The sequence below is a fragment of the Pseudomonas trivialis genome (genome assembly GCF_036864995.1).
GTDB classification, from domain to species: domain Bacteria; phylum Pseudomonadota; class Gammaproteobacteria; order Pseudomonadales; family Pseudomonadaceae; genus Aquipseudomonas; species Aquipseudomonas trivialis.
Genome location: NZ_CP142151.1, coordinates 2,707,977 through 2,731,747 on the forward strand (window position 1 = coordinate 2,707,977; position 23,771 = coordinate 2,731,747).

The 23,771-nt window shown below is 62.1% G+C and carries 19 protein-coding genes; 9 read left to right on the top strand and 10 right to left on the bottom strand.

Going from position 1 to position 23,771, the window contains the following annotated elements:
• The 5 genes from VRB54_RS11720 (at position 1) to VRB54_RS11740 (ending at position 5,366) form a co-directional block, all read left to right on the top strand.
• A complete protein-coding gene (locus VRB54_RS11720; RefSeq protein ID WP_338481005.1) occupies positions 1-1,623 on the top strand; it encodes an ArnT family glycosyltransferase in 1,623 nt (540 codons plus the stop codon).
• Between the two features lie 304 nt (positions 1,624-1,927).
• Complete coding sequence (locus tag VRB54_RS11725; protein WP_338481006.1) at positions 1,928-2,095, top strand: hypothetical protein; 168 nt, start codon at positions 1,928-1,930, stop codon at positions 2,093-2,095.
• A gap of 171 nt (positions 2,096-2,266) precedes the next feature.
• The gene (locus VRB54_RS11730) at positions 2,267-2,977 is read left to right on the top strand and encodes an HPP family protein (protein WP_338481007.1); all 711 of its coding nucleotides are present in this window, start codon (positions 2,267-2,269) and stop codon (positions 2,975-2,977) included.
• 130 nt (positions 2,978-3,107) lie between these two features.
• Complete coding sequence (locus tag VRB54_RS11735) at positions 3,108-4,211, top strand: enoyl-CoA hydratase/isomerase family protein (protein ID WP_338481008.1); 1,104 nt, start codon at positions 3,108-3,110, stop codon at positions 4,209-4,211.
• Positions 4,212-4,214: 3 nt separating this feature from the next.
• Positions 4,215-5,366, top strand: a complete 1,152-nt coding sequence (locus VRB54_RS11740) for an acyl-CoA dehydrogenase family protein (protein ID WP_209981988.1) — start codon at positions 4,215-4,217, stop codon at positions 5,364-5,366.
• Between the two features lie 254 nt (positions 5,367-5,620).
• On the opposite strand, the gene VRB54_RS11745 is transcribed toward VRB54_RS11740, so the two are convergent.
• Genes VRB54_RS11745 through VRB54_RS11765 form a run of 5 tightly spaced genes read right to left on the bottom strand, consistent with a single transcriptional unit; the run spans position 5,621 to position 11,179 of the window.
• Positions 5,621-6,394, bottom strand: a complete 774-nt coding sequence (locus VRB54_RS11745; RefSeq protein ID WP_338481010.1) for an enoyl-CoA hydratase — start codon at positions 6,392-6,394, stop codon at positions 5,621-5,623.
• A gap of 11 nt (positions 6,395-6,405) precedes the next feature.
• A complete protein-coding gene (locus VRB54_RS11750) occupies positions 6,406-7,533 on the bottom strand; it encodes an acyl-CoA dehydrogenase (protein WP_338481011.1) in 1,128 nt (375 codons plus the stop codon).
• Positions 7,534-7,545: 12 nt separating this feature from the next.
• Positions 7,546-8,730, bottom strand: a complete 1,185-nt coding sequence (locus tag VRB54_RS11755) for an acetyl-CoA C-acyltransferase (RefSeq protein WP_338481012.1) — start codon at positions 8,728-8,730, stop codon at positions 7,546-7,548.
• 9 nt (positions 8,731-8,739) lie between these two features.
• Positions 8,740-9,507: an SDR family NAD(P)-dependent oxidoreductase gene (locus VRB54_RS11760; RefSeq protein ID WP_338481013.1), complete on the bottom strand. Its 768-nt coding sequence runs from the start codon at positions 9,505-9,507 to the stop codon at positions 8,740-8,742.
• A gap of 22 nt (positions 9,508-9,529) precedes the next feature.
• Complete coding sequence (locus tag VRB54_RS11765; protein WP_338481014.1) at positions 9,530-11,179, bottom strand: AMP-binding protein; 1,650 nt, start codon at positions 11,177-11,179, stop codon at positions 9,530-9,532.
• 208 nt (positions 11,180-11,387) lie between these two features.
• On the opposite strand from VRB54_RS11765, the gene VRB54_RS11770 reads away from it, so the two are divergent.
• The 3 genes from VRB54_RS11770 to VRB54_RS11780 all read left to right on the top strand — a co-directional run bounded on the left by VRB54_RS11770 (position 11,388) and on the right by VRB54_RS11780 (position 16,031).
• Entirely contained in the window at positions 11,388-12,446 is a 1,059-nt protein-coding gene (locus VRB54_RS11770) for a tetratricopeptide repeat protein (RefSeq protein ID WP_338481015.1), read from the top strand.
• A gap of 415 nt (positions 12,447-12,861) precedes the next feature.
• On the top strand, positions 12,862-14,364 hold the full coding sequence (locus VRB54_RS11775; protein ID WP_338481016.1) for an ATPase domain-containing protein: 1,503 nt from the start codon (positions 12,862-12,864) through the stop codon (positions 14,362-14,364).
• Positions 14,361-16,031: an ATP-binding protein gene (locus tag VRB54_RS11780; RefSeq protein WP_338481017.1), complete on the top strand. Its 1,671-nt coding sequence runs from the start codon at positions 14,361-14,363 to the stop codon at positions 16,029-16,031. The genes VRB54_RS11775 and VRB54_RS11780 overlap by 4 nt, the downstream gene beginning before the upstream one ends.
• 27 nt (positions 16,032-16,058) lie before the next feature.
• Here the strand turns inward: VRB54_RS11780 and VRB54_RS11785 are convergent, their stop codons facing one another.
• The 5 genes from VRB54_RS11785 to VRB54_RS11805 all read right to left on the bottom strand — a co-directional run bounded on the left by VRB54_RS11785 (position 16,059) and on the right by VRB54_RS11805 (position 22,623).
• A complete protein-coding gene (locus VRB54_RS11785) occupies positions 16,059-16,436 on the bottom strand; it encodes a response regulator (protein ID WP_338481018.1) in 378 nt (125 codons plus the stop codon).
• A 78-nt stretch (positions 16,437-16,514) separates the two neighbouring features.
• A complete protein-coding gene (locus VRB54_RS11790) occupies positions 16,515-17,708 on the bottom strand; it encodes a hybrid sensor histidine kinase/response regulator (RefSeq protein ID WP_338481019.1) in 1,194 nt (397 codons plus the stop codon).
• Positions 17,702-18,301, bottom strand: a complete 600-nt coding sequence (locus VRB54_RS11795; RefSeq protein ID WP_338481020.1) for a chemotaxis protein CheB — start codon at positions 18,299-18,301, stop codon at positions 17,702-17,704. The genes VRB54_RS11790 and VRB54_RS11795 overlap by 7 nt, the downstream gene beginning before the upstream one ends.
• Positions 18,298-19,128: a CheR family methyltransferase gene (locus VRB54_RS11800; protein WP_015372059.1), complete on the bottom strand. Its 831-nt coding sequence runs from the start codon at positions 19,126-19,128 to the stop codon at positions 18,298-18,300. The genes VRB54_RS11795 and VRB54_RS11800 overlap by 4 nt, the downstream gene beginning before the upstream one ends.
• Positions 19,129-22,623 carry a response regulator gene (locus tag VRB54_RS11805; protein ID WP_338481021.1) on the bottom strand — a complete coding sequence of 1,165 codons (3,495 nt, stop codon included), beginning with the start codon at positions 22,621-22,623 and terminating at the stop codon, positions 19,129-19,131.
• A 274-nt stretch (positions 22,624-22,897) separates the two neighbouring features.
• Between VRB54_RS11805 and VRB54_RS11810 the strand changes: the two genes are divergently transcribed.
• Positions 22,898-23,737 carry a hypothetical protein gene (locus VRB54_RS11810; RefSeq protein WP_338481022.1) on the top strand — a complete coding sequence of 280 codons (840 nt, stop codon included), beginning with the start codon at positions 22,898-22,900 and terminating at the stop codon, positions 23,735-23,737.
• Positions 23,738-23,771: the final 34 nt, after the last annotated feature.

Sequence of the window (23,771 nt, forward strand, 5' to 3'; positions counted from 1 at the left end):
GTGAACAAAGCGCAACCCTCCCCGCTCACCGCAACGCTGCGCCGCCAATCCCTGGGTCTGGGGTTGCTGGCGCTGTTGCTGTTTGTCGTCGGTAACTGGCATCAGGCAATCATCGGCTTTGACTCGCGTTTCGTGGTGTTTGCCCAGGAGATGCTGCGCCATGGGCCGAGCTTTTTCCCCACCACGTACGGGCAGCCCTACGCCGACTACCTGGCGACCTCCACCCTGCTGACCTGGGTGTTGTCGTTGCCATTTGGCCAGGTCACCAGCTTCACGGCCTGGCTGCCCACCTCCATTGCGTCGTCGCTGATCGTCACCCTGGTGTACCGCCTGACGGCACCCTACTCCACGCGCTGGGGCCTGCTGAGCGTGGCGATGCTGTTGCTCAGCAGCACCTTCATTACCGAGACCCGCGCGGTATCCCTCGACCAGATGCTCGCCGCTGTGGCATTGGCAGTGTTTTACCTGGGTTATGCCCATGATCATTTCGGCGCGGTCAGGCGCGTGCACTGGCTGTTCCTGTTACTGATCATCGGCTTTGCCATTCGCGGGCCCATCGGGCTGGTGATTCCCGTCGGCGTGCTGTGCAGCTACTACCTGCTCAATCGCCAATGGCGCCAGTTGTTCAGCTTCGGCCTGCTGGCCCTGGCGTTGCTGGCGGCGTGTATGGGCCTGTTGCTGCTGCTGGCCAAGCTCAGTGGCGGTGAAGTGTTCATGCAGGACGTGATCCGCATGCAATTTCTGGGGCGCATGGACGGCAGCGAAGGCTCGAGCGGCGTGCTGTATTACTTCACCAGCTCGCTGGGCAACTATGCCCTCGCCTACCCGCTGGCCTTGCTGGTGCTGCTGGCGGTGCTCGTCGACGGGCGTCGCGCCCCGGCCCCGGCGTTGCAACTGGTGTTGTACTGCGCGGCGGCCGGTGTGCTGGTGATGCTGGGGTTGTCGGTGCCACAGGCGAAAAAGGCGCGCTACATTCTGCCGATGCTGCCAATGGCGGCGATCATTGCAGCCTACCCGTTCCAGGTCAGCCAGGGACGCTTGTTCGCCGGGTTGCGCGTTTTGATGCTGGGCATCTGGACGCTGTCGCCGGCACTTCTGGCGATCGGGCTGATGGCTGCGCGGCGGCGTTACCCGCAGCAGCTGGACAGCCTCGGGCTGATTTTTACCGTGCTCGCGGTGCTGCAGCTGCTGGCATTGCTTTCGTTGCTGAAGCCGCGATGGCGCCCGCTGGGGCCGGCGTTCGCAGCCGTGCTTGCGATCTGGTCGACTTACATCGTGGTGGTCGAGCCTCTTGAGCGCGCGGTCTACGACACCCGCACCTTCAGCCTTGCGGTCAAGGCGCGGATCCAGCAAGAGCCTGCCCCGCTGGTGCTGCACGGCCTGGGCAAGGATGCGAAAGCCATCAAGTTCATGGTCGGCTATGGCTGCGACAAGGTGCCCCTGTTCACCCAGACGTCCAAAGACCTGGCACCTCTGCAAGGGCCGGCATGGCTGGTGATGAGTGCCCAGGACTTCACACGCCTGGATGACCCGCGCCTGCATGACCTCACACCGACCCTCACCGGAACCTTTGACAAGGATGCCTACGTGCTGCTGCGTCTGGAGAAGGCTTCGCCGCCTTGAGCGCAGTGCTGACCGCTTTGTAGGACGTGACGCCCGCTCTTTCAGGAGCGGGCGTTTTTCGTCACAAGCACCCGGAAACACCCTACATATCTATGCGTAAAGGCCGATTAACTCTGCCTTTCGGCGCCCCCACCCCGCCGGTAAACTCGCTTGTCAGTGCGTTAACTATCTACCACCCGACGCACACTGCATAACAACAAGGACGCTGTCGGCCAGCCTCATCACGGCCGCCTACTGCATAAAAGAGGGTAATGCCGTGTCGGATGATCTTTTACTTGTTCCCGTGCCGAGGCTGGATGGATTGATGGAACTTCGCGATGCTGTGGTGGCGCTGAACGGGCCGTTGGCCGAGGACCCGGCGGTGCAGGAAAACCTGCAGCGTCAGCTGTTCAACGAGGAACGCAGGACCCGCGTGCTGGGGCGCATCAGCGCAGTGTCAGCACAAAACACCCGGCAAATTCCCTTTGGCTGATTGCATTGAATCCAGTTTTATTGCATTAAACCTGCATTAATATGCATTAGACCCGCCCATCCAACGGCGGCACACTGCGCAGGTTCCTTCCCCCAATTGTTGGAACTTGCGAGGGCTTTTCCGGGAAACCAGGCAAGCCCTTTTTTTGCCCGCTGTTCATGGATTCGTACAATGTTCGCTCGCTGGTTACCCGCTGCCATCAATACCCGCCCCGCAGAATGGAGCCGTGCCGCCATCGGCATGGCCCTGGGCACCCTGCTCAGCGTGTGGCTGTGCGCCCAGGTGTTTGGCATGGACGTAGCGTTGCACCTGCTGGGACCGTTGGGCGCGTCGGCGGTGTTGCTGTTTGCGGTGTCATCCGGCGCACTGGCGCAGCCGTGGTCAATCATCGGCAGTTACCTGTGTGCGACGGTCGTTGCGCTGCTGGTGGCCCGGGTACTGGGGCGCACCCTGGGCAGCGCGTGTCTGGCGGCAGGCATGACGGTGATCCTGATTTGCTGGCTGCGCTGCCTGCATCCGCCGGCCGGTGGGCTGGCGATGACCCTGGTGCTGGCCGATCCTGCGTCCGCCACCCTTGGCTGGCACGAACTGTTTGCCGTGATGCTCGGCGCCGGCGCATTGTTGACGTGTGCACTGGCCTACAATAATGCCACCCGCATCCGCTATCCAAAGGCTGCCGATGTATCGCCCGAAGCCGTCATGGGCAGCCAACCGCCGATGACTGACCCGGCGATCACCGCTGCTGACCTGAAGCGGGCCCTGGCTGAAATGGAACAGTTCTACGACATTGAGCCGAACGCGCTGGAGCAACTCGTCCATGCGGCCGAGGGCCACGCGCGCCGCCGCAGCGTCGGCGAAGTCCTGGCCCGACGCGTAGCGTGAGCATGGCTGCATAAATGCAAGAAGCACCTGCATGTTTGAAGGTTGTACTGGGCAAATTTGCACTGGTAGGATCGTGAGCAGGTTCGTTCGCGAACATCTTGATAAAGACAATAAAAGCAGGGAGTTAGAGATGACTGCTCAGGTTTCCGCCGAGGCAAGCCACGTCGACACGCACACCACGGATGTTCTGGCCGAAGTCCGCAACCATATCGGCCACCTGACCCTCAATCGCCCGGCCGGCTTGAACGCTCTCACGCTGGACATGGTGCGTAGCCTCAGCCGGCATTTGCAGGCGTGGGCCGATGACCCGCAGGTGTACGCGGTGGTGCTGCGCGGCGCTGGCGAAAAAGCCTTCTGCGCCGGCGGCGATATCCGCTCCCTGTACGACAGCTTCAAGGCCGGCGATACCCTGCACGAGGACTTTTTCGTCGAGGAGTACGCGCTGGACCTGGCCATCCACCATTACCGCAAACCCGTACTGGCCCTGATGGACGGCTTCGTGCTGGGCGGCGGCATGGGTCTGGTGCAAGGCGCTGACCTGCGGGTGGTCACCGAGCGTAGCCGGCTGGCCATGCCGGAGGTAGCCATTGGTTACTTCCCGGACGTGGGCGGCAGTTACTTCCTGCCGCGCATTCCGGGTGAGATCGGGATTTACCTGGGCGTTACCGGCGTGCAGATTCGTGCGGCCGATGCACTCTATTGCGGCCTGGCCGACTGGTACCTGGAGAGCGAGCGGCTGACCGACCTAGATCAGAAGCTGGACGACCTGCGCTGGCACGGCGCCCCGCTCAAGGATCTGCAGGGCGTGCTGGCCAGACTGGCCGTGCAGCAACTGCCCGATGCACCGCTGGTCGGGTTGCGCCGGGCTATCGACCATTTCTTTGCCTTGCCGGATGTGCCGAGCATGGTCGAACAGCTCCAGCAGGTCACGGTCGCCGACAGCCATGAATGGGCGATCACCACCGCCAGCCTGATGCAGACCCGCTCGCCGCTTGCCATGGCCGTGACCCTGGAAATGCTGCGTCGCGGCCGCCGCCTGCCGTTGGAACAGTGTTTCGCCCTGGAGCTGCATCTGGATCGTCAGTGGTTCGAGCACGGCGACCTCATTGAAGGCGTGCGCGCGTTGATCATCGACAAGGACAAGGCGCCCCGCTGGAACCCACCGTCCCTCCACGAGCTGAAAGCCGCTCACGTTGAACGCTTCTTTCGCGACTTCAAGCAGGTTGGGAGATAAGTCATGCAAGATATTGAATACACAGAAGATCAGGTAATGTTTCGTGACATGGCGCGGGACTTTGCGCGCCATGAGATTGCCCCGCATGCCCAGGCGTGGGAGAAAGCCGGCTGGATCGACGACGCCCTGGTCGCGAAGATGGGCGAACTGGGCCTGCTGGGCATGGTGGTCCCCGAGGAATGGGGCGGCGCCTATGTCGATTACGTGGCTTATGCCTTGGCGGTGGAGGAGATTTCCGCAGGCGACGGCGCTACCGGCGCGCTGATGAGTATCCATAATTCAGTAGGTTGCGGGCCAATCCTCAACTACGGCTCACTGGAGCAGAAGCAAACCTGGCTGGCGAAACTTGCCAGCGGCCAGGCGATTGGCTGCTTTTGCCTGACCGAGCCCCAGGCCGGTTCCGAAGCGCACAACCTGCGCACCCGCGCCGAACTGCGCGACGGTCAGTGGGTGATCAACGGCGCCAAGCAATTTGTCAGCAACGGCAAGCGCGCGCAGTTGGCGATCGTGTTTGCAGTGACCGACCCCGACCTCGGCAAGAAAGGCATCTCGGCGTTCCTGGTACCCACCGACACCCCGGGGTACGTGGTCGACCGTACCGAACACAAAATGGGCATCCGCGCCTCCGACACCTGCGCCGTCACCTTCACTGCCTGCACCGTGCCCGAGGCCAACTTGCTGGGCGAGCGCGGCAAGGGCCTGGCCATTGCGCTGTCGAACCTGGAAGGCGGCCGCATCGGCATTGCCGCCCAGGCCCTCGGCATTGCGCGTGCAGCGTTCGAAGCGGCGCTGGTGTATGCCCGTGACCGCACGCAGTTCGACAAACCGATTATCGAGCACCAGAGCGTGGCCAACCTGCTGGCCGACATGCAGACACGCCTCAATGCGGCCCGATTACTGATCCTGCACGCCGCGCGCCTGCGCAGTGCCGGCAAACCGTGCCTGTCGGAAGCCTCGCAGGCCAAGCTGTTTGCCTCGGAAATGGCCGAGAAGGTGTGTTCGTCTGCGCTGCAGATTCATGGCGGGTACGGGTACCTGGAGGACTACCCGGTGGAGCGCTACTACCGGGATGCGCGGATCACGCAGATTTACGAGGGCACGAGTGAGATTCAACGGATGGTGATTGCCAGAGAGTTGAAAAACTACCCGCTCTGACTGCCATACCAAGCTGTGGGAGGGAGCTTGCTCCCTCTTATCAAACACCCAATACCTATAGGCAGCCACATTCCTCTGTGGCGAGCGGGCTTGCCCCGCGTTGGGCTGCGCAGCAGCCCCAAAACCAGGCTCCGCGCAATATCAGGCACACCGCATTTTCCTTGGATTGGGGCGCTTCGCACCCAACGCGGGGCAAGCCCGCTCGCCACAGAAGCTCCATTCGGCGCAGCTATCCTCAGCGCCGGGCAGATCGGCTACTTGTCCTTGAACTCAGGCGCGCGCTTGGTCACGAAGGCGGCCATGCCTTCCTTTTGATCCTGGGTGGCGAAGGCCGCATGGAACACTCGACGCTCGAAGCGCACACCTTCCGACAGGCTGACCTCAAAGGCGCGGTTCACGCTCTCCTTGACCATCATGCTGATCGGTACCGACTTGCCGGCTATCAGGGTCGCGACTTTAAGCGCTTCGTCGAGCAGTTCATCGGCCGGCACGATGCGCGCGACGATGCCGCAACGCTCCGCTTCCACCGCATCGATGAAGCGCCCGGTCAGGCACATCTCCATGGCCTTGGCCTTGCCCACGGCGCGGGTCAGGCGCTGGGTGCCGCCCATGCCCGGCAGCACGCCGAGGTTGATTTCCGGCTGGCCGAATTTGGCGCCGTCACCGGCCAGGATAAAGTCGCACATCAGCGCCAGTTCACAGCCGCCGCCCAGGGCGAAGCCGTTGACCGCCGCGATGATCGGCTTGCGACGGTTGGCCACGCGGTCGCTATCGCTGAACAGGTCGTCGAGGTAGATCTGCGGGTAGGTCAGTTCGGCCATTTCCTTGATGTCGGCGCCGGCGGCGAAGGCTTTTTTCGAACCGGTCAGTACGATACAACCGATTTCCGGATTGGCTTCCAGGCCGTCCAACGCCTGGTTCAGCTCGCTGACCAACTGCGCATTCAGCGCGTTCAGCGCCTGCGGGCGATTGAGGGTAATCAGCCCGACACGGCCCTGCACGTCCAGCAAAATGGTTTCGTAGCTCATGGATTGGCTCCTTAGAGATTGCGTGAGATGACCATGCGTTGAATATCGCTGGTGCCTTCGTAAATCTGGCAGACCCGCACATCGCGGTAGATCCGCTCCAGGGGAAAGTCGCTCAGGTAACCGTAACCGCCCAGGGTTTGCAAGGCGGCCGAGCAGACTTTCTCGGCCATTTCCGAGGCGAACAGCTTGGCCATGGAGGCCTCCACCAACGCCGGCTTGCCGCTGTCGCGCAGCGCAGCCGCGTAATGCACCATCTGCCGCGCCACCGCTACCTGTGTGGCCATGTCGGCCAGGCGAAACGCCACGGCCTGGTGCTCGACCAACGCCTTGCCGAAGCTCTCGCGCTCACGCGCATAGTCGCGCGCTGCCTCGAACGCCGCGCGCGCCATGCCCACCGCTTGCGACGCAATGCCCACACGGCCGCCTTCCAGGTTGGCCAGGGCAATCCGATAACCCTCGCCCTCCTCGCCCAACCGATTGGCCACCGGCACCCTCAGGTCTTCAAACAGGATCTGGCAAGTGTCGGAGGCATGCTGACCGAGTTTGTCCTCGACCCGCGCCACGCTGTACCCCGGCGAATCCGTCGGCACGATAAACGCACTGATGCCGCGCTTGCCCGCGGTCGGGTCGGTGACTGCGAACACAATCACCACCCCGGCGTTTTTCCCCGAGGTGATGAATTGCTTGCAGCCATTGAGCACATAGTGATCGCCGTCGCGGCGCGCGCGGGTTTTCAGGCTGCTGGCGTCGGAGCCGGCCTGGGGCTCGGTGAGGGCGAAGGCGCCGAGCATGGCGCCACTGGCCAGGGGCGCGAGGAACTGCGCTTTCTGTTGCTCGCTGCCGAATTTGAGGATCGGCACGCAGCCCACCGAGTTGTGCACGCTCATGATGGTCGAGCAGGCGCCATCGCCGGCGGCGATTTCTTCCAGGGCCATGGCATAAGCGAGATAGCCGGTGTCGCAGCCGCCCCACTGTTCCGGCACCAGCATGCCGAAAAAGCCCAGCTCGGCCATTTCGCCGATGGCCTCTTTGGGGAAACGGTGGTCGCGGTCCCACTCGGCGGCAAACGGCTTGAGCCGCTCCTGGGCAAATTGCCGGGCGGCGTCACTGATTTGCAGCTGTTCGTCATTGGGCAGCATGGTGCTCATTCCTTAATACAGGCATTCGACGGCCATGGCCGTGGCTTCACCGCCGCCGATGCAGATGGCGGCCACACCGCGCTTGAGGCCTTGCTGGCGCAGCGCCGAAAGCAACGTCACCAGGATCCGCGCGCCGGAGGCGCCAATCGGGTGGCCAAGGGCGCAGGCACCGCCGTGGATATTCACTTTGCTGTGGGGAATCTGCAGCTTGCTCATGGTGACCAGGCTGACCACAGCGAACGCTTCATTGATCTCGAACAGGTCGACTTCGTCGAGGTTCCAGCCGGTCTTGCTCATCAGTTTACGAATCGCCCCTACAGGCGCCACCGGAAACAGCCCCGGCTCATCGGCGAACGCAACGTGACCATGGATGACTGCCAGAGGCTTGAGCCCACGCTTGTCAGCTTCGGATTGACGCATCAACAGCAACGCTGCCGCGCCGTCGGAAATCGAGCTGGAGTTGGCGGCCGTCACCGTGCCGCCTTCGCGGAACGCCGGTTTCAGGCTGGCTATCTTGTCCAGTCGGGCCTTGGGCGGCTGCTCGTCATGCAGGATGGTTTGCTGCTCCTTGCCCACGGTGACCTGCACCGGGACGATCTCGGCGGCAAAACTGCCGTGGCTGATCGCTTCCTGTGCGCGGGTCAGGGAGGCAATGGCAAAGGCGTCCTGGGCTTCGCGGGTAAAGCCGTTATGGAGGGCGCAGTCTTCGGCGAATGTGCCCATCAGCCGGCCCTTGTCGTACGCGTCTTCCAGGCCGTCGAGGAACATATGGTCAAGCACCTTGCCGTGTCCCATGCGGTAGCCGCTACGGGCGCGGTCTAGCAGGTACGGCGCGTTGGACATGCTTTCCATGCCGCCGGCAATCACCACCTCGGCGCTGCCGGCGAGCAAGGCATCGTGGGCCAGGATCGCTGCCTGCATGCCCGAACCGCACATCTTGTTCAGGGTGGTGCAGCGTGTGCCCTTGTCCAGACCGGCGCCCAGCGCGGCCTGACGTGCCGGCGCCTGGCCAAGCCCCGCCGGCAGCACGCAGCCGAACAGCACTTCGTCGACGCTGTCTGCGGCAATCCCGGCCCGCTCCAGCGCACCACGAATCGCGGCGGCGCCCAGTTGCGGCGCGGTCAGGCCCTTGAGGTCGCCCTGGAACCCGCCCATGGGCGTGCGCGCGGCGCTGACAATAACAATCGGATCGTTCATGAGACCTCCTTAGCGGGCTGCCATGCGCAAGGCGCCGTCCAGACGGATCACCTCGCCGTTGAGCATGCTGTTTTCAATGATGTGCCGCACCAGCGCAGCGTACTCGGCAGGTTTGCCCAGGCGCGGCGGAAACGGCACGCCGGCGGCCAGGGCGTCACGTACCTCGGGGGTCATGCCGGCCATCATCGGCGTTTCGAAGATGCCGGGGGCGATGGTCATCACGCGGATCCCGAAACGCGCCAACTCACGGGCGGCCGGCAATGTGAGGCTGGCGATGGCGCCTTTGGACGCGGCATACGCGGCCTGGCCGATCTGCCCGTCGAAGGCGGCGACCGAGGCGGTATTGATGATCACCCCGCGCTCGCCGTCGGCATTGGCCTCGGTGTCGGCCATCGCCGCCGCCGCCAGACGCAGCAGGTTGAAGCTGCCAATCAGGTTGACGTTGACCACCTGGGCAAAGCTCGCCAGGCCGTGGGGCCCTTCCTTGCCAAGAATTTTCTCGCCGCGCACCACACCGGCGCAGTTGACCAGCCCATGCAGGCCGCCAAACGCATCGACCGCCGCCTGCACGGCCGCCTGGGCAGCAGCTTCCTGACTGATATCGGCCACGGCGCTGCGTGCACGCTCGCCCAGCTGTTCGGCCTTGGCGGCGACGGCTTGGGCATTCATGTCCACCAGCATCACTTTCGCACCCGCTGCCACCAGCATCTCGGCTGTGGCCGCGCCGAGGCCCGAGGCACCGCCGCTGACCAGAAACACCTTGTTTTCAATCTGCATCATGGTTTCCTTGAAAAGTGGATCACGCCACGGCCGCCTGGGCCTTGGCGATCTCTTGATTACGCAGGATGAAGCGTTGCAACTTGCCGCTCGGGGTCTTGGGCAGGTCGCTGACAAATTCGATTTCCCGTGGGTACGCATGGGCCGCCAGGCGCTTGCGCACATGCAGGCGCAGCTCTTCGGCCAGTTCCGGGGTGGCGCGGTACTGCTCGTTGATCACCACAAACGCCTTCACGAGCTCGGTGCGCTCCGGGCACGGCTTGCCGACCACGGCCGCTTCGACCACTGCCGGGTGTTCCACCAGGGCGCTTTCCACATCGAACGGGCCGACGCGGTAGCCGGACGTGGTGATCACATCGTCACTGCGCCCGACAAAACTGATGCTGCCGTCCGGGTTCAGCTCCACGGTGTCGCCGCTCAGGTAGTACTTGCCGACGAACGCTTTGGTGTTTACGCCGTCGTAACCGGCGAACCAGCACATCGGCGATTGTTCGCGGTCGATGGCCAGGATGCCCGGCTGGCCGGCAGGTAATTCCCGGCAGTCATCGTCCAGCACCACGATGCGGTGGCCCGGCGAAGCGAAGCCGGTCGAGCCCACGTGCACCGGATGCGTCAGCCCGTGGTGGTTGCACAGCACCATGCCCAGTTCGGTCTGGCCGTAATGGTCGTGGATGGTCACGCCGAGGTTGTCGGCGAACCAGCGGATCACTTCCGGGTTCAGCGGCTCGCCGGCGCTGCTGACGATGCGCAGCCGGCCCTTGATCGATTCGGCGAACTGCTTGCCGCCGGCAATCAGCAAACGGTAAGCCGTGGGCGAGCCGGTGAGGTTGGTGATGCCGTACTTGTTGATCACCCGGCAGGTGCTTTCGAGGGTGAACGGTCCATCGTAGAAGGTGATTGGGTGGCCCATGGACAGCGGCCCGGTCACCCCGAAATAGATGCCGTAGGCCCAGCCCGGGTCGGCAACGTTCCAGAAGGCGTCTTCGGGGCGCAGGTCCACGGCGTCACGGGTGTAGCTCTGGAACGCGACGATGGCCTTGAGCGGCACCGACAGCGCTTTGGCCGGGCCGGTGGTGCCCGAGGTAAACATCAACAGGAACGGCTCGTCCGCGCCCAGCATCACCGGCTCGCAGTCATTGGAGTGGTTGGGCAGCTCGGCCCAGAAACTGAAGTCGCCCCGCACCAGGCCTTCGCCTTTGGGGCCGGTGACTGTGACGATGGTCGGGCATGCGTCGACTTCGGCGAGTTTGGGCCGGTTGACCGCGTCAGTGACCACCAGCGCCGCGCCGCAGCTGTTCAAGCGATGCTCGATGGCCTTGGGGCCAAAAGCGGTAAATAACGGTTGGTAGACCGCGCCGATACGCCAGGTGGCGAGCACCACCACCAGCAGTTCGGCGGTGCGTGGCAGCAGGCCCGCGACCTTGTCGCCGCGCCGCACGCCCTGGGTCAGGAGGAAATTGGCGAAACGTGCCGCCTGATCCTGCAGGTCGCTGAACGTCACCGTGGCGCTGCGCCCGTCCCTGCCCTCCCAGAACAGCGCGATGCGCCCCGGCAGCGCGTGGCGGTCACAGCATTCCACGCAGGCGTTGAGGGCCTGCAGGTTGCCAGCCAGCGCCGCGTCAACGGTACGCGGGTAATCGAACTCGGTGATCGCAGACAGGTAGTCACGCATCGCTTCAAATCCCTCTGTGTTTTTATTTTCAGGGCGTAAACAGCAGAAATAGTGGCGTCAGAGCGTTGCAGCGGCAATGGTCAAAGCCTTCAAGATAGTTGACTGGTTTGGCCATTGCGCGCGGCAGCGGACACAGGTTTGACACCTGCCGTGGTCTGGTCGAAGCTGACGGCCTTGTAACAGTCGCTCACGTTTTCTGGACGCCCGCATGTCAAAGTCACGCCGTTACTCCATCGTCGGCCTGTGCGCCCTGCTGTTTATTGTAGTGATCACCTGGTATTTCTCCCGATCCACCCCGGCGGCGGTGCCGCCTGCGATTGCCCATGGATATGCCAAGGCGCTGCGGCAGGCACACAACGGCGAACCGGGCGCGGCGCGGGTGCTGTACCAGCAATTGGGCCGCCCGGACCTGTCGCCGGAACGCCGCGCTGCCCTGCATGCCGAACTGCCCAACTACCCCAGCCCCCAGGCATTGAAACTGGCCGATAAAGACCTGCTTGACGACTCGCCCGTGGTACGCGAAGCGGCCATTCACGGCATTGTCGGCCTGGTGCCCACCGGCCAGCGCACCCTGCTGCTCGGGCCGGCGCTGGACGACCCGGAGCAGGAGGTTCGTTTTGCAGCCGCCAATGCCTTGCTCGGCCTCTCGCCGGATACGTTGGGCCTGTACTTCGGCCCGTTGCAGCAAGTGCTCGATGAGTTCGTGAAAAAGCTCAAGGCCGAGCCCGAAACAGCCGAAGGCTGGATTCAGCTGGCGCGCCTGTACATTCACAGTGCCCTGCTGCCGGACGCGCAGAATGCGCTGGAGCAGGCAATACGCCTGCAGCCGGACAACCTGCAGGCCGTGGTCGCGCAGATTGAACTGCTGGACAAACAGGGCAAGACCGACGAGTCCCGCCAATTGCTGGGGCGGCAACTGGCGGCGCACCCGGAATCGGCCTATTTGCAGCATGCGCTCGGCATGTGGCTGCTGCACCACGGCGAGCGGCCTTATGCACTGCTCGGTCTGTCCAGAGCGATCGAACTGGAGCCGGACAATCAGGATTACCGTTACGACCTCGCCACCACCTTGCACGCCCAGGACGAACTGGAAGCGGCCCAGCGCCAGTTGGAAGAAATCATCCAGCGCCACCCGGCCAACCGCAAGGCGCGGGTGCTGCTGGTCAACTACTGGAAGGAGAGCGGGCAGTTGCAGAACGTGCAGGTATTGCTCGCGCAGCTTGAGCAACAGAACCCCGACGACCCCGCGTTGCAGCAAGGCCTGTAAAAATCCTCGCAGCAAACGGACCTGGTGTGGCAAACGGGCTTGTTGTGTCAAACGGGCTTGTTGTGGCGAGCGGGCTTGCCCCGCGTCGGGCTGCGCAGCAGCCCCAAAATCAGGCTCCGCGCAGTGTCAAGTACACCGCGTTTGCCTTGATTGGGGGCGCTTCGCACCCCAACGCGGGGCAAGCCCGCTCACCACAACTAGCCCGCTCACCACAACTAGCCCGCTCACCACAACTAGCCCGCTCGCCACATTAAAGACCCGCTTTCCACCGTTAGACTTGCTTCACACAGCAACCGACAGTCGCCCACAGCACATAATCGCAAGTTCGCGGAACGGCTACAGGCCGCTACGGTCAAGAGATTATGGCGTGCCAAGCGGGCACGCCCTCTATCTGTACGTGACCTGAGGGCACTTCTTGTCTACATCCAACGAGCTGTTCAGTGAAAAGGCGGCCATCGGCATTGAAGGTCTTGATGACATTCTTTGCGGCGGGCTATCGCGCAGCCACCTGTTCCTGCTGGAAGGCGAACCTGGCACCGGCAAGACCACCGTAGCCCTGCACTTTTTGCAGGCGGGTGCCAAAAACGGCGAGCGATCGCTGTACATCACGCTGTCGGAAACCGAGCGCGAACTGCGCCAGGGTGCCAAGTCCCACGGTTGGGACCTGGATGACAATATTCATATCTTCGAGCTCACCCCGCCCGAGAGCCTGCTCAACGCCGACCATCAGCAGAGCCTGCTCTACTCCTCCGACCTGGAACTGGGTGAAGCCACCCGGCAGATCTTTGAAGTGGTCGAGCGGGTCAAGCCGAGCCGCGTGGTGATCGACTCGCTGTCGGAAATTCGCCTGCTGGCCCAAAGCTCGTTGCGCTATCGCCGGCAGATTCTGGCGATCAAGCACTACTTCGTGCGCTACGACGCCACCGTGCTGCTACTGGACGACCTCACCACCGAATCCCTGGACAAGACCGTGCATAGCGTGGCCCACGGCGTGATTCGCCTGGAAGAGCTGACGCCCAGCTACGGCGCCGAGCGCCGCCGTGTGCGGGTGGTGAAGTACCGTGGCCAGAAATACCGTGGCGGTTTTCACGATTTCACCATCATGCAGGACGGCATCCATGTGTTCCCGCGTCTGGTGGCCGCCGAGCACCGTGGCGGTTATGTACGACAAACGCTGAGCAGCGGCATTCCTGAACTGGATGCGTTGATGGGCGGCGGTGTCGAGACTGGTTCCAGCAGCCTGATCCTCGGCCCCGCCGGTACCGGCAAATCGCTTATTTCGATGGTCTTCGCCGCCGCCGCAGTGGCGCGTGGCGAAAAAGCCGCGCTGTTCATTTTCGATGAAGAGCTGGGCCTGCTGTTTGAGCGCATGAAAAACATGGGCATTGACCTGGCCGCCCTGCAAGCGACCGGCAACCTGTTGATCGAACAGGTGGATGCCGCCGAACTGTCCCCCGGCGAGTTCTCGCACCGCGTGCGGCGCTGCGTCGACGAGCGCGGTATCAAGACGGTGGTCATCGACAGCATCAACGGCTATCAGGCCGCGATGCCGGAAGAGAACGCGCTGATCCTGCACATGCATGAGTTGCTGCTGTACCTCAACCGCCGTGGCGCGGCGACCTTTATGACGGTCGCCCAGCACGGGCTGGTCGGCGACATGCAGACACCCGTGGACATCACCTACCTGGCCGACACCGTCATTCTGCTGCGCTACTTCGAGGCGCTGGGCAAGGTCCGCCGCGCGATCTCGATCATCAAGAAACGCACCGGCTCCCATGAGTCGTCGATTCGCGAGTACCGCATCAGCGGGCGCGGGCTGACCGTGGGTGAGCCCCTCGACAACTTCCAGGGCGTATTGCGCGGTATTCCTACCTACATGGGCGCGGGTTCTCCCCTGCTCAAGGAAGAGGGCCAGTGACCAGTCTCTCCCCTGTCTCCGAGCGGGCAATCATCCTGGCCCCCGTAGGCCGTGACAGCTCACTGGCGCTGATGATGCTCAACGAAGCCGGTTACAGTGGCATCGTCGCCGCCAACCTGGGCGCCCTGTGCGAGGCACTTGAACAAGGCGCCGGCTTGCTGGTGATTGCGGCGGAAGCCCTGCGCGGCGTCGACCTCGAACCGCTGCTTGAATACCTGCATCAACAGCCCGCCTGGTCGGACCTGCCCATCGTATTGATGACCCACCACGGCGGCACCGAGCAAAACGGCTCATCGCACCTGAGCGGCCTGTTGGGCAACGTAACCTTCCTGGAGCGGCCGTTTCATCCGGTCACGCTGATCAGCCTGGTAAGCGCCGCACTGCGCGGCCGCCGCCGCCAATACGAGGCCCGTGACCGCCTGATTGATTTGAGCGAAAGCGAGCAGCGCCTGCAAAGCACCCTCGAGACCCTCGAACAGCAAGTCGAGGAGCGTACTGTACAACTGCGCAGCAACGAGGACGCGCTGCGCCAGTCGCAGAAAATGGAAGCGGTCGGTCAGTTGACTGGCGGCATTGCCCACGACTTCAACAACATGCTCACGGGCATCATCGGCAGCCTGGAATTGCTGCGAAGGCGCATTGCACGGGGCAAGCTCGACGACCTTGATGGCCTGATCGACCTGGGCGTCACCTCGGCCAACCGCGCCGCCGGCTTGACCCACCGTTTGCTCGCCTTCTCCCGTCGCCAATCGCTGGACCCCAAGCCTGTAGAGATCAACCAGCTGGTGAACTCCATGGGCGAGCTGCTGCAACGCAGCATCAACGAAAGCATCGCCCTCGACATGCGCCTCACCGGCCCGCTCTGGACCGCCGAAGCCGACCCCAATCAACTGGAAAGCGCGCTGCTCAACCTGGTGCTCAACGCGCGCGATGCGATGCCGGGCGGCGGCCGCCTGACGGTCGAAACCGGCAACCGCCATCTGGACAGCGTGTTTACCGCGGCTTATGGCACCCTGCAGCCCGGCGATTACGTTGAATTAAGCGTCAGCGATACCGGCTGCGGCATCCCGGACAGCGTGATTGGCCGAGTATTTGACCCTTTCTTCACCACCAAACCGATTGGCCAGGGCACCGGCCTTGGCCTGTCGATGATCTACGGTTTTGCCCGCCAGTCCCGCGGCCATGTGACCATCCACAGTGAGGTGGGCAAAGGCACCACAGTCAGCCTGTTCCTGCCACGCTTTGCCGGCGAGATCGCCGCGCAGGAGGTCAGTAATCCGACGCTGCTGCCGTACGCCAACGCCGGCGAAACCGTGCTGATTGTCGAGGACGACCCCGCCGTACGCGTATTGGTCAGCACGGTGCTCAAGGAGTTGGGCTATGGGTTTGTCGAGGCGGGGGACGCTGTCAAAGCGGTGCCGATCATCGAGTCCGAGCAACGCATTGATCTGATGATCAGCGACGTCGGCCTGCCGGGCATGAACGGACGCCAGTTGGCGGAGATTGGCCGGCAGATCCGACCTGGGTTGAAGGTGCTGTTCATCACGGGGTATGCCGAGCATGCAGCGGTGCGGGGCGGGTTTCTGGATCCTGGGATGCAACTGATCACCAAGCCTTTCACTTTTGACCTGTTGACCGCCAAAGTTCGGGAAATGATCCAGGGCTAGGGCTGCCTGATAGCAGCCCCTGGACTGTCAGGCCAGTAACCGCTGGATATGCTCCTGCAGCGTGTCCAGATCAAACGGCTTGGCCAGAATCGGCGCATTACGCGTGATCGGGCTGTCACAGTCGAGAATTTCCTGCGGGTAACCGCTGATAAAAATCACCTTCAATTCCGGCCTTACCATCAAAGCCGGCTCGGCGATCTGCACACCCGAGATCCCACCGGGCAGACGGTAGTCGGTGACCATCAGGTCCAGGTGCGGTTTGGTTGCCAGAATCTCGAACGCCTCTTTTCCGTTGACGGCCTTCAGTACCCGATACCCCAGGCCTGCCAGGTATTCACCCAGCACAAACATAATGGATTCGTCGTCCTCGACGATCAGTACGACGTCTTGTGCATCTTCACTCATGGGGAGCCTATGTCCGGTCAATTGCTGCAATTACGACCATGGGGTCAAGCAGAGGTTGCGTTGAGCTGACGATTGATTTCAGGGGGCGGCTTGCAGGGGCAGGCACACCCGAAACAAGGCGCCCTCGCCTATCCGGCTCTCCACCTCGATGGTGCCGCCATGGGCTGCCACGATCTGCTCGGAAATGAATAACCCAAGGCCCAGCCCGGCTGCTGCGTGACTGGCCGATACGCGCTCGAACTGCTGGAAAATGCGTTTCTGGTTCTCTTCGCTGATACCAATGCCGTGGTCGCGCACTTCCACGCGTGCCTCGCCATGCTCGGCATACACTCGCACGTGCACCGGGCTCTTGGCGCCGTAGCGCAACGCGTTGGTCAGCAGATTGTTGACCACCTGCTCAATGCGAAACTCGTCCCAATGGCCCTCTACCGGTCCTTCGACCACCAGCTGCATGGACGACTCGGCGGCACTCACCTGTGGCGCAAAATTAGTTACCAGGTTGCTCACCAACTGCGCCAGGTCAAAGTGCGCCGGGCGAATCGACAGTTTGCCGGTGCGAATACGCGATACATCGAGCATGTCCTCGATCAGTCGGATCAAGCTGCGGATCTGCCGCTCGTCGCGGTCGACCATCGCGTGCATCTTGTCCAGGGTAAACGCCGCAGCGTTGTCCCGGGCCAGGTGCATCTTGCGCAGTTGGGTTTCCAGGATCAGGCCGTTAAGGGGCGTACGCACTTCGTGGGCAACGATCGACATGAAGTCATCGCGCATGCGCACCGCCTGTTCCAGCTCGGCCTGGGTGGCCTGCAGGCGTGTCAGCAGCAGTTCCTGCTCGCGGCGGCTGCGCTCCAGGGCTTCGACCTGCAGCTTCATGGCCTTGCTCTGACGATACAGGTCGACGAACACATTGACCTTGCTCTTCACCGCATGGATATCCAGCGGTTTGTGCAGGAAGTCCACGGCGCCGCTTTCGTAGCCCTTGAACGCGTAGTTCAGCTCGCGACCGGCGGCACTGACGAACACAATGGGGATGTTCTTGGTCTTTTCGGTGCCGCGCATCAGCTCGGCCAGCTCGAAGCCGTTCATGCCGGGCATCTGGACATCGAGAATCGCCATGGCGAACTCGTGCTCGAGCAACAGTGACAAGGCCTCATCGGCGCTCAACGCCTTGTAGACGTGACGATCCTCGCGCTTGATCAGCGCTTCGAGAGCCAGCAGGTTTTCCGGCAGATCGTCAACGATCAGCAGTTTGGCCTGGACGGTACTTAACATGGGGAAGATTCCAGGGAAGCCAGCAATGAGCCGATTCGGCCCAGAGTCAGAATATGATCAGGTGTGTGCAGGGCCAGGGCCGCCAGCGGCATCACGGCAATGCGTGCCTCGGTGGGGTCCTGGACGACCGTGGTGCCGCCCGATTGCTTGACATGGGCCAGCCCGCGCGCGCCGTCCTGGTTGGCGCCGGTGAGCAGGATCGCCAGCAGGCCGGCGCCGTACGCATCGGCAGCCGAGGCAAACAGGTAATCGATGGCCGGCCGTGAATGGTGCACGCGGTCTTCCTGGCTCAGGGACAGGCTGAGGTCCTGCTCCACCGACAGGTGATAGCCTGGCCCGGCAAAATACAGGGTGCCGGCCTCGATCAACTCTTTGTCCCGCGCTTCTTTTACCGGGATGCGCAGGCGCCGAGCAAAGACTTCAGCCAACTGACTGCGGCGTTCATCTGGCAAGTGCAGCACTGCAATAACCGGCTGGCCAAAGCCTGCGGGCAGTTCGCCAAATATCGTCAGCAACGCCTCGACACCGCCGGCGGACGCGCCGACGACGATGGCTTCAATCCCGCGAATCGGGTTGGCTGCGGCGTCGTTCATGATTTGCGGTAGATCCGTTCCTGTTTGACCAAAGGTTCGAATTGCTTGCTGTAGGCGGAAAAATCGAGGGTTTCCTTGCTGCCCAGCACCAGGAAGCCGCGATGACACAGCGACTCATGGAACAGCCCAAATGCGCGATCCTGAAGTTTTTTATTGAAATAAATCAGTACGTTACGACACGAAATTAATTGAGTTTCGGAGAATACACTATCGGTCGCCAAACTGTGATCGGCAAAGGTCACATTCTCACGCAGTGTCTTGTCGAAGATCGCGTAATCGTAGGCTGCCGTGTAGTAATCGGCAAATGAGCGCTGGCCGCCGGCCTGTTGATAGTTGGCGGTGTAGGCCCGCACGTTCTCCAGGGAGAAGATGCCTTGCTTGGCCTTGTCCAGCGATGCCGGGTTGATATCGGTGGCATAGATGATCGTGCGCTCCAGCAAGCCTTCTTCACGCAGCAGGATCGCCATGGAGTAGACCTCCTCCCCCGTGCTGCAGCCGGCGATCCAGATCTTGATCGACGGGTAGGTCTTGAGCAGCGGCACCACTTCCTGGCGGATCGCGAGAAAGTGCGAAGGGTCGCGAAACATCTCGCTCACCGGGATCGTCAGAAATTGCAGCAGTTGCATGAACGCCGACGGATCGTGCAGCACCCGCTCCTGCAGCGCCGAAATGGTCGCGCAGTCAAACTGGCGCAACGCATGGGCCACACGGCGCTTGACCGACGCGCCCGAGTAATCGCGAAAGTCGTAGCTGTACTTGAGGTAAATCGCCTCAATCAACAGGCGCAGCTCAATGTCGCTGCTTTTGTCCAAGAAACTGCGCTCCACTTAAATGCGTTCCATCTTCGGCAGCCACACGCGAATCAACGAGAACAGACGGTCCAGGTCAATCGGTTTGGCCAGGTAGTCATTGGAACCCGACGCAAGGCAGCGCTCCTGATCGTCTTTCATGGCCTTGGCGGTGACCGCAATGATCGGCAACTTCTTCCAGCGCGGGTCCTGGCGGATCAGCGCAGTGGCCTCGTAACCGTCCATCTCCGGCATCATCACGTCCATCAGCACCAGGTCGATGTCCTCGACCTCATCGAGTCTTTCGATGGCCTCACGGCCGTTTCGCCCGATCACCACCACAGCGCCCTTGTGCTCCAGCGCACTGGTCAGGGCGAAAATGTTGCGTACATCATCGTCCACCAGCAGGATTTTGCGCCCCTCGAACACCTTGTCGCGGCTGCGCGCGGTCTTGAGCATCGTCTGGCGCTCATGGGACAGCTGGGATTCGACTTTGTGCAGAAAGAGTGTGACCTCGTCCAGCAGGCGCTCCGGCGAGCGCGCGCCCTTGATGATGATCGAGCGTGAATACTTGCGCAGTTCGGCTTCTTCATCGCGGGTCAGGTTGCGCCCGGTGTAGACAATGACTGGCGGGAACGAACAGATATCTTCGGTGGCCATGCGCTTGAGCAGCTCGTTGCCGAGCATGTCCGGCAGCTTGAGGTCGATGATCATGCAGTCATAGATATGATCGCGCAGCAGGTCCAGGGCTTGCTGGGCAAAGCCCACGGCGGTGATCTCGATGTCATCGTCGCCGATCAGGCGGGCAATGCTGTCGCGTTGCAGGTCGTCGTCTTCCACCAGCAGCACGCGCTTGACCTTCTGCGTCAGCTTGGCTTCCAGACGCGCGAACACGTCCTTGAGCTCTTCACGGGTGGTGGGCTTGACCGCATAGCCGATGGCGCCCATATGCATCGCCGCTTCGACGCGGTCTTCCACGGAAATCACGTGCACCGGGATGTGGCGGGTACCGGCGTTCTCCTTGAGGCGCTGCAGCACGGTTAGCCCGGAATGGTCCGGCAGGCGCATGTCGAGCAGGATGGCGTCGGGAATGAGTTCTGCCGCCAGGCTGTAGCCTTCGTCCGCGCCATGGGCCACCAGGCAGTGGTAGCCCAGCTCATGGGCCAGGTCGAAGAGGATGCGCGCAAAATTGGGCTCGTCTTCCACTACGAGGATGCAGCGGGTGGTGAACGGTGCCTTGTCGCGGTCGTCGGCAAAACGCGGGATCTGGCTGGTGTCGGCGACCGACAGCGGCGAGACCTTGACCGGCGCAGGCGCGGCGACCAGCGTCTGGCGCGGCTGCTCTGCCAGCGGCGCATCGGCGTCGCGTTCCACGTAGTGCTCAGGCAATACCAGGGTGAACACGCTGCCCTTGCCCGGCTCGCTGGTCACGCTGATGTAGCCGCCGAGCAAGGCGGCCAGGTCGCGGGAAATCGACAGGCCCAGGCCGGTGCCGCCGTAACGGCGGTTGGTGGTGCCGTCGGCCTGGCGGAAGGCTTCGAAGATGCTCTCCTGCTGGTCCGGCGCAATGCCGATACCCGAATCGCGCACGGTGAAGGCAATGCCCGCATCCTGCGCACGGGAGACGGACAGGCTGACTTCACCCTGCTCGGTGAACTTGACTGCATTGGACAGTAGGTTCTTGAGGATCTGCTCCAGGCGCTGGCGGTCGGTGAACAGCATGGCCGGCGCACCCGGCTGCACATCCACCTGGAAACCCAGCTTGCGGTCGGCGGCCAGCGGCTCGAACATCCCGCGCAAACCTTCGACCAGACGCGCCACGCTGGACGTTTCCGGACGCACTTCCAGCTTGCCGGCTTCGACCTTGGAGATGTCGAGGATGTCGTTGATCAGGTTCAGCAGGTCGTTGCCGGCCGAATAGATCGACTCAGCAAACTTGACCTGTTCGGCACTGAGGTTTTCCTGAGGGTTCTCGGCCAGCAACTTGGCCAGGATCAGCGAGCTGTTGAGCGGTGTACGCAGCTCGTGGGACATGTTGGCGAGGAATTCGGACTTGTATTTGCTCGAACGCTGCAATTCGTCGGCGCGGTCTTCGAGTTCAAGCTGGGCCTGGTTGAGTTCGACGTTCTTGCGGTCCATGGCGTCGCGCTGCTCGGACAGGGTCTGGGTCTGCTCGGCCAACTGCTCGTTGGTCTGCTCAAGCTCCGCCTGCTGGGTCTCCAGGTGGGCCTGAGACTCCTTGAGGATGCGGGACTGTTCTTCGAGTTCTTCGTTGGCGGTCTTGAGTTCTTCCTGCTGCACTTGCAGCTCTTCGTTGAGCTGCTGGGTCTCGGCGAGCACTTCCTGCAGGCGCTGACGGTAGCGCGCAGCTTCGATGGAGGTGCCGATATTGCCGGCGATCAGCTCCAGCAACTCGACGTCGCGTTCATCCAGGGGACGCAGGAAACCCAGTTCGATCACACCGTTGACACGGTCCTCGTCGCTGGTCGGCACCACCAGTACACTGCGCGTCGAGCCCTCTCCCAGCCCGGAGCTGACCTTGAAGTAATCCACCGGCACATCGTCCAGGCGAATCAGGCGATCAAGCTGGGCGGCCTGCCCAACAATGCCTTCGTCGCTGTAGATCGACTGCTCCTGCTGCTCCTGCTCGCGGGAAAACCCATAAGTGGCCACACGCTTGAGACCGCCATGCTCCTGACGCACGTACAGCGCGGCCACGGCAGAGCCCATGTATTGGGCGAAGAACTGCAGGATATTGCGGCCCAGCATGTTCAGGGTCAGTTGGCCGAGGACCTGCTCGGCCAGTTCGGTCTGGCCGTTGCGCAGCCAGGCCTGTTGCTCAAGACGCCGTGCAATCTTCTGTTGTGACGCGAGGTTTGCACTGTAGCTATCTGATAACGCTACCAAATTTCTGCGGCCAATATAGGCCAGGAAACCGCTCAGCCCCAATACGAACGCCAGGTACAGCGCAACGCTGACAATGGTGGTACGGGTGACATCCTTGTTGCGCGCGATTCTGAACTGCTGCTCCATCGCCACCGCATCCGCGTATTCCTGGCGAATCGCATCGGTGAGGCCCTTGCCCCGACCGCCCTTGACCGCCGAGCGGTAATCACCGCTGCTGCGCTGCAGGTCGATCATCGACTGGGCGTACTTGTTCCACTCGCCCTGCATCGCTTCCAGGCGTTTGAGGCGGTCCACCTGCTGCGGGTTATCCGCCACCAGCTCCTGCAAATTGCGCAGGTCGCCAATGATGCGCGGCTTGGCCACTTCGTAGGGGTCGAGAAAATGCTCGTCGCCAGTGATCAGAAAGCCACGCAGGCCGGTTTCCAGATCCACTGTCAGTTTCGACGACTCATTGAGGTTGTTGATGACCCGGTCGGTGTGCTCCACCCACTGGATCACCGACAACAGATAGGTGATCAGGCAGACGAAAAACACCGCGCTGAGTACGCCGACGCTTAAGGGTAACGCGACGTTTCGGCTCAGCAGGGTACGGAAGCTCTTTTCATCGACGGATGACGCAGGAGTCATGGGCATGCCTTGGCCAATACGGAAAAACCGGGAGTTTGCCCGAATATCGGGTGCCGAGGCTACGTTTGTGCGCTGATTTGACGCGAGAGCACCGGCTCGATGCATAAATCCCACAGCCTTGACCGCTCATTTCGTCAGCTTATTTACAAATTTGTTTACAGATCGACGGCGCGAAGCTGGAACGTGAGTGAATTGATCCTGCACTCAGGACTACGCCTCAGGAACAGGGAGATCCAACGCGAGGGCGTCTTTCTGACAGACCGAGGTATTTCAAATGAGCATCTCCAGCGTAGCGCATCGACCGATTAACCTTGTCACTGAAGCCCCTGAAACGGGTGCAAAAAAAGCTGACGCGGTAACGGCGAACCCATCTCCCCAGGAGCATTCGTCCTCGGTAGCGACACCTGCCGTCAAAACCGTGCAGCAATTGCTCGCGGACCAACAGGATATGCTCAGTTTGGCCGATAAACTAAGGGGCCTGACAACCTGGGTGGATCACAAGTTTTCCTACCAGTTGAACAGCGATGTTGTGCTTCCCTATGTAGGTTCTTCCTACGCTCTGGCGCGCACCACTCCCCCGACCCTGGCTACCGTCATCACGGACCTGGGCCATGACTTGCCGCAGAACGTCGTTGAAGCCAAAGAGCTGGCAGACATATTGGAGAAAAAAGCGTCGGTGCTCCTCCTGGGGGATTTCGGTGGCGCGCTGTCCTGGTCGATACCGATGTCGCGAACTGACCAGTACCGCATCGCCCAATTCCTGCTTTCCAACGACACGGGGCTGCCGGGTTTACCGTTGTCCACTGATAGGGGTGTGCTGGATTATTTATTGATTGGCAGCTCGGTGACACACGATGATTTGAAAGGCCCCGCCACCATGGCCATGCAGAAATTGCTCGACACCCCAAAAGCCCTGGCGCTGGGGCAAGCCCTCCAGGCGCACCTGGGGGGTGTGGCGTCGGACACCAGCATTTACGACTATATATTGGCGGCGATTCACCTTCGGCTGGATCCGGAATCTTCTCTAAAAAGATTCGCAACCAAACAGCGCACTTTGATCTATTACGTCCCGAGCATTGGGGCCTCACCCCGTCGCACGTCGTCAGCGAACTGAGCCGTCATCTTGTCGACAATGGACGGGCTGCACC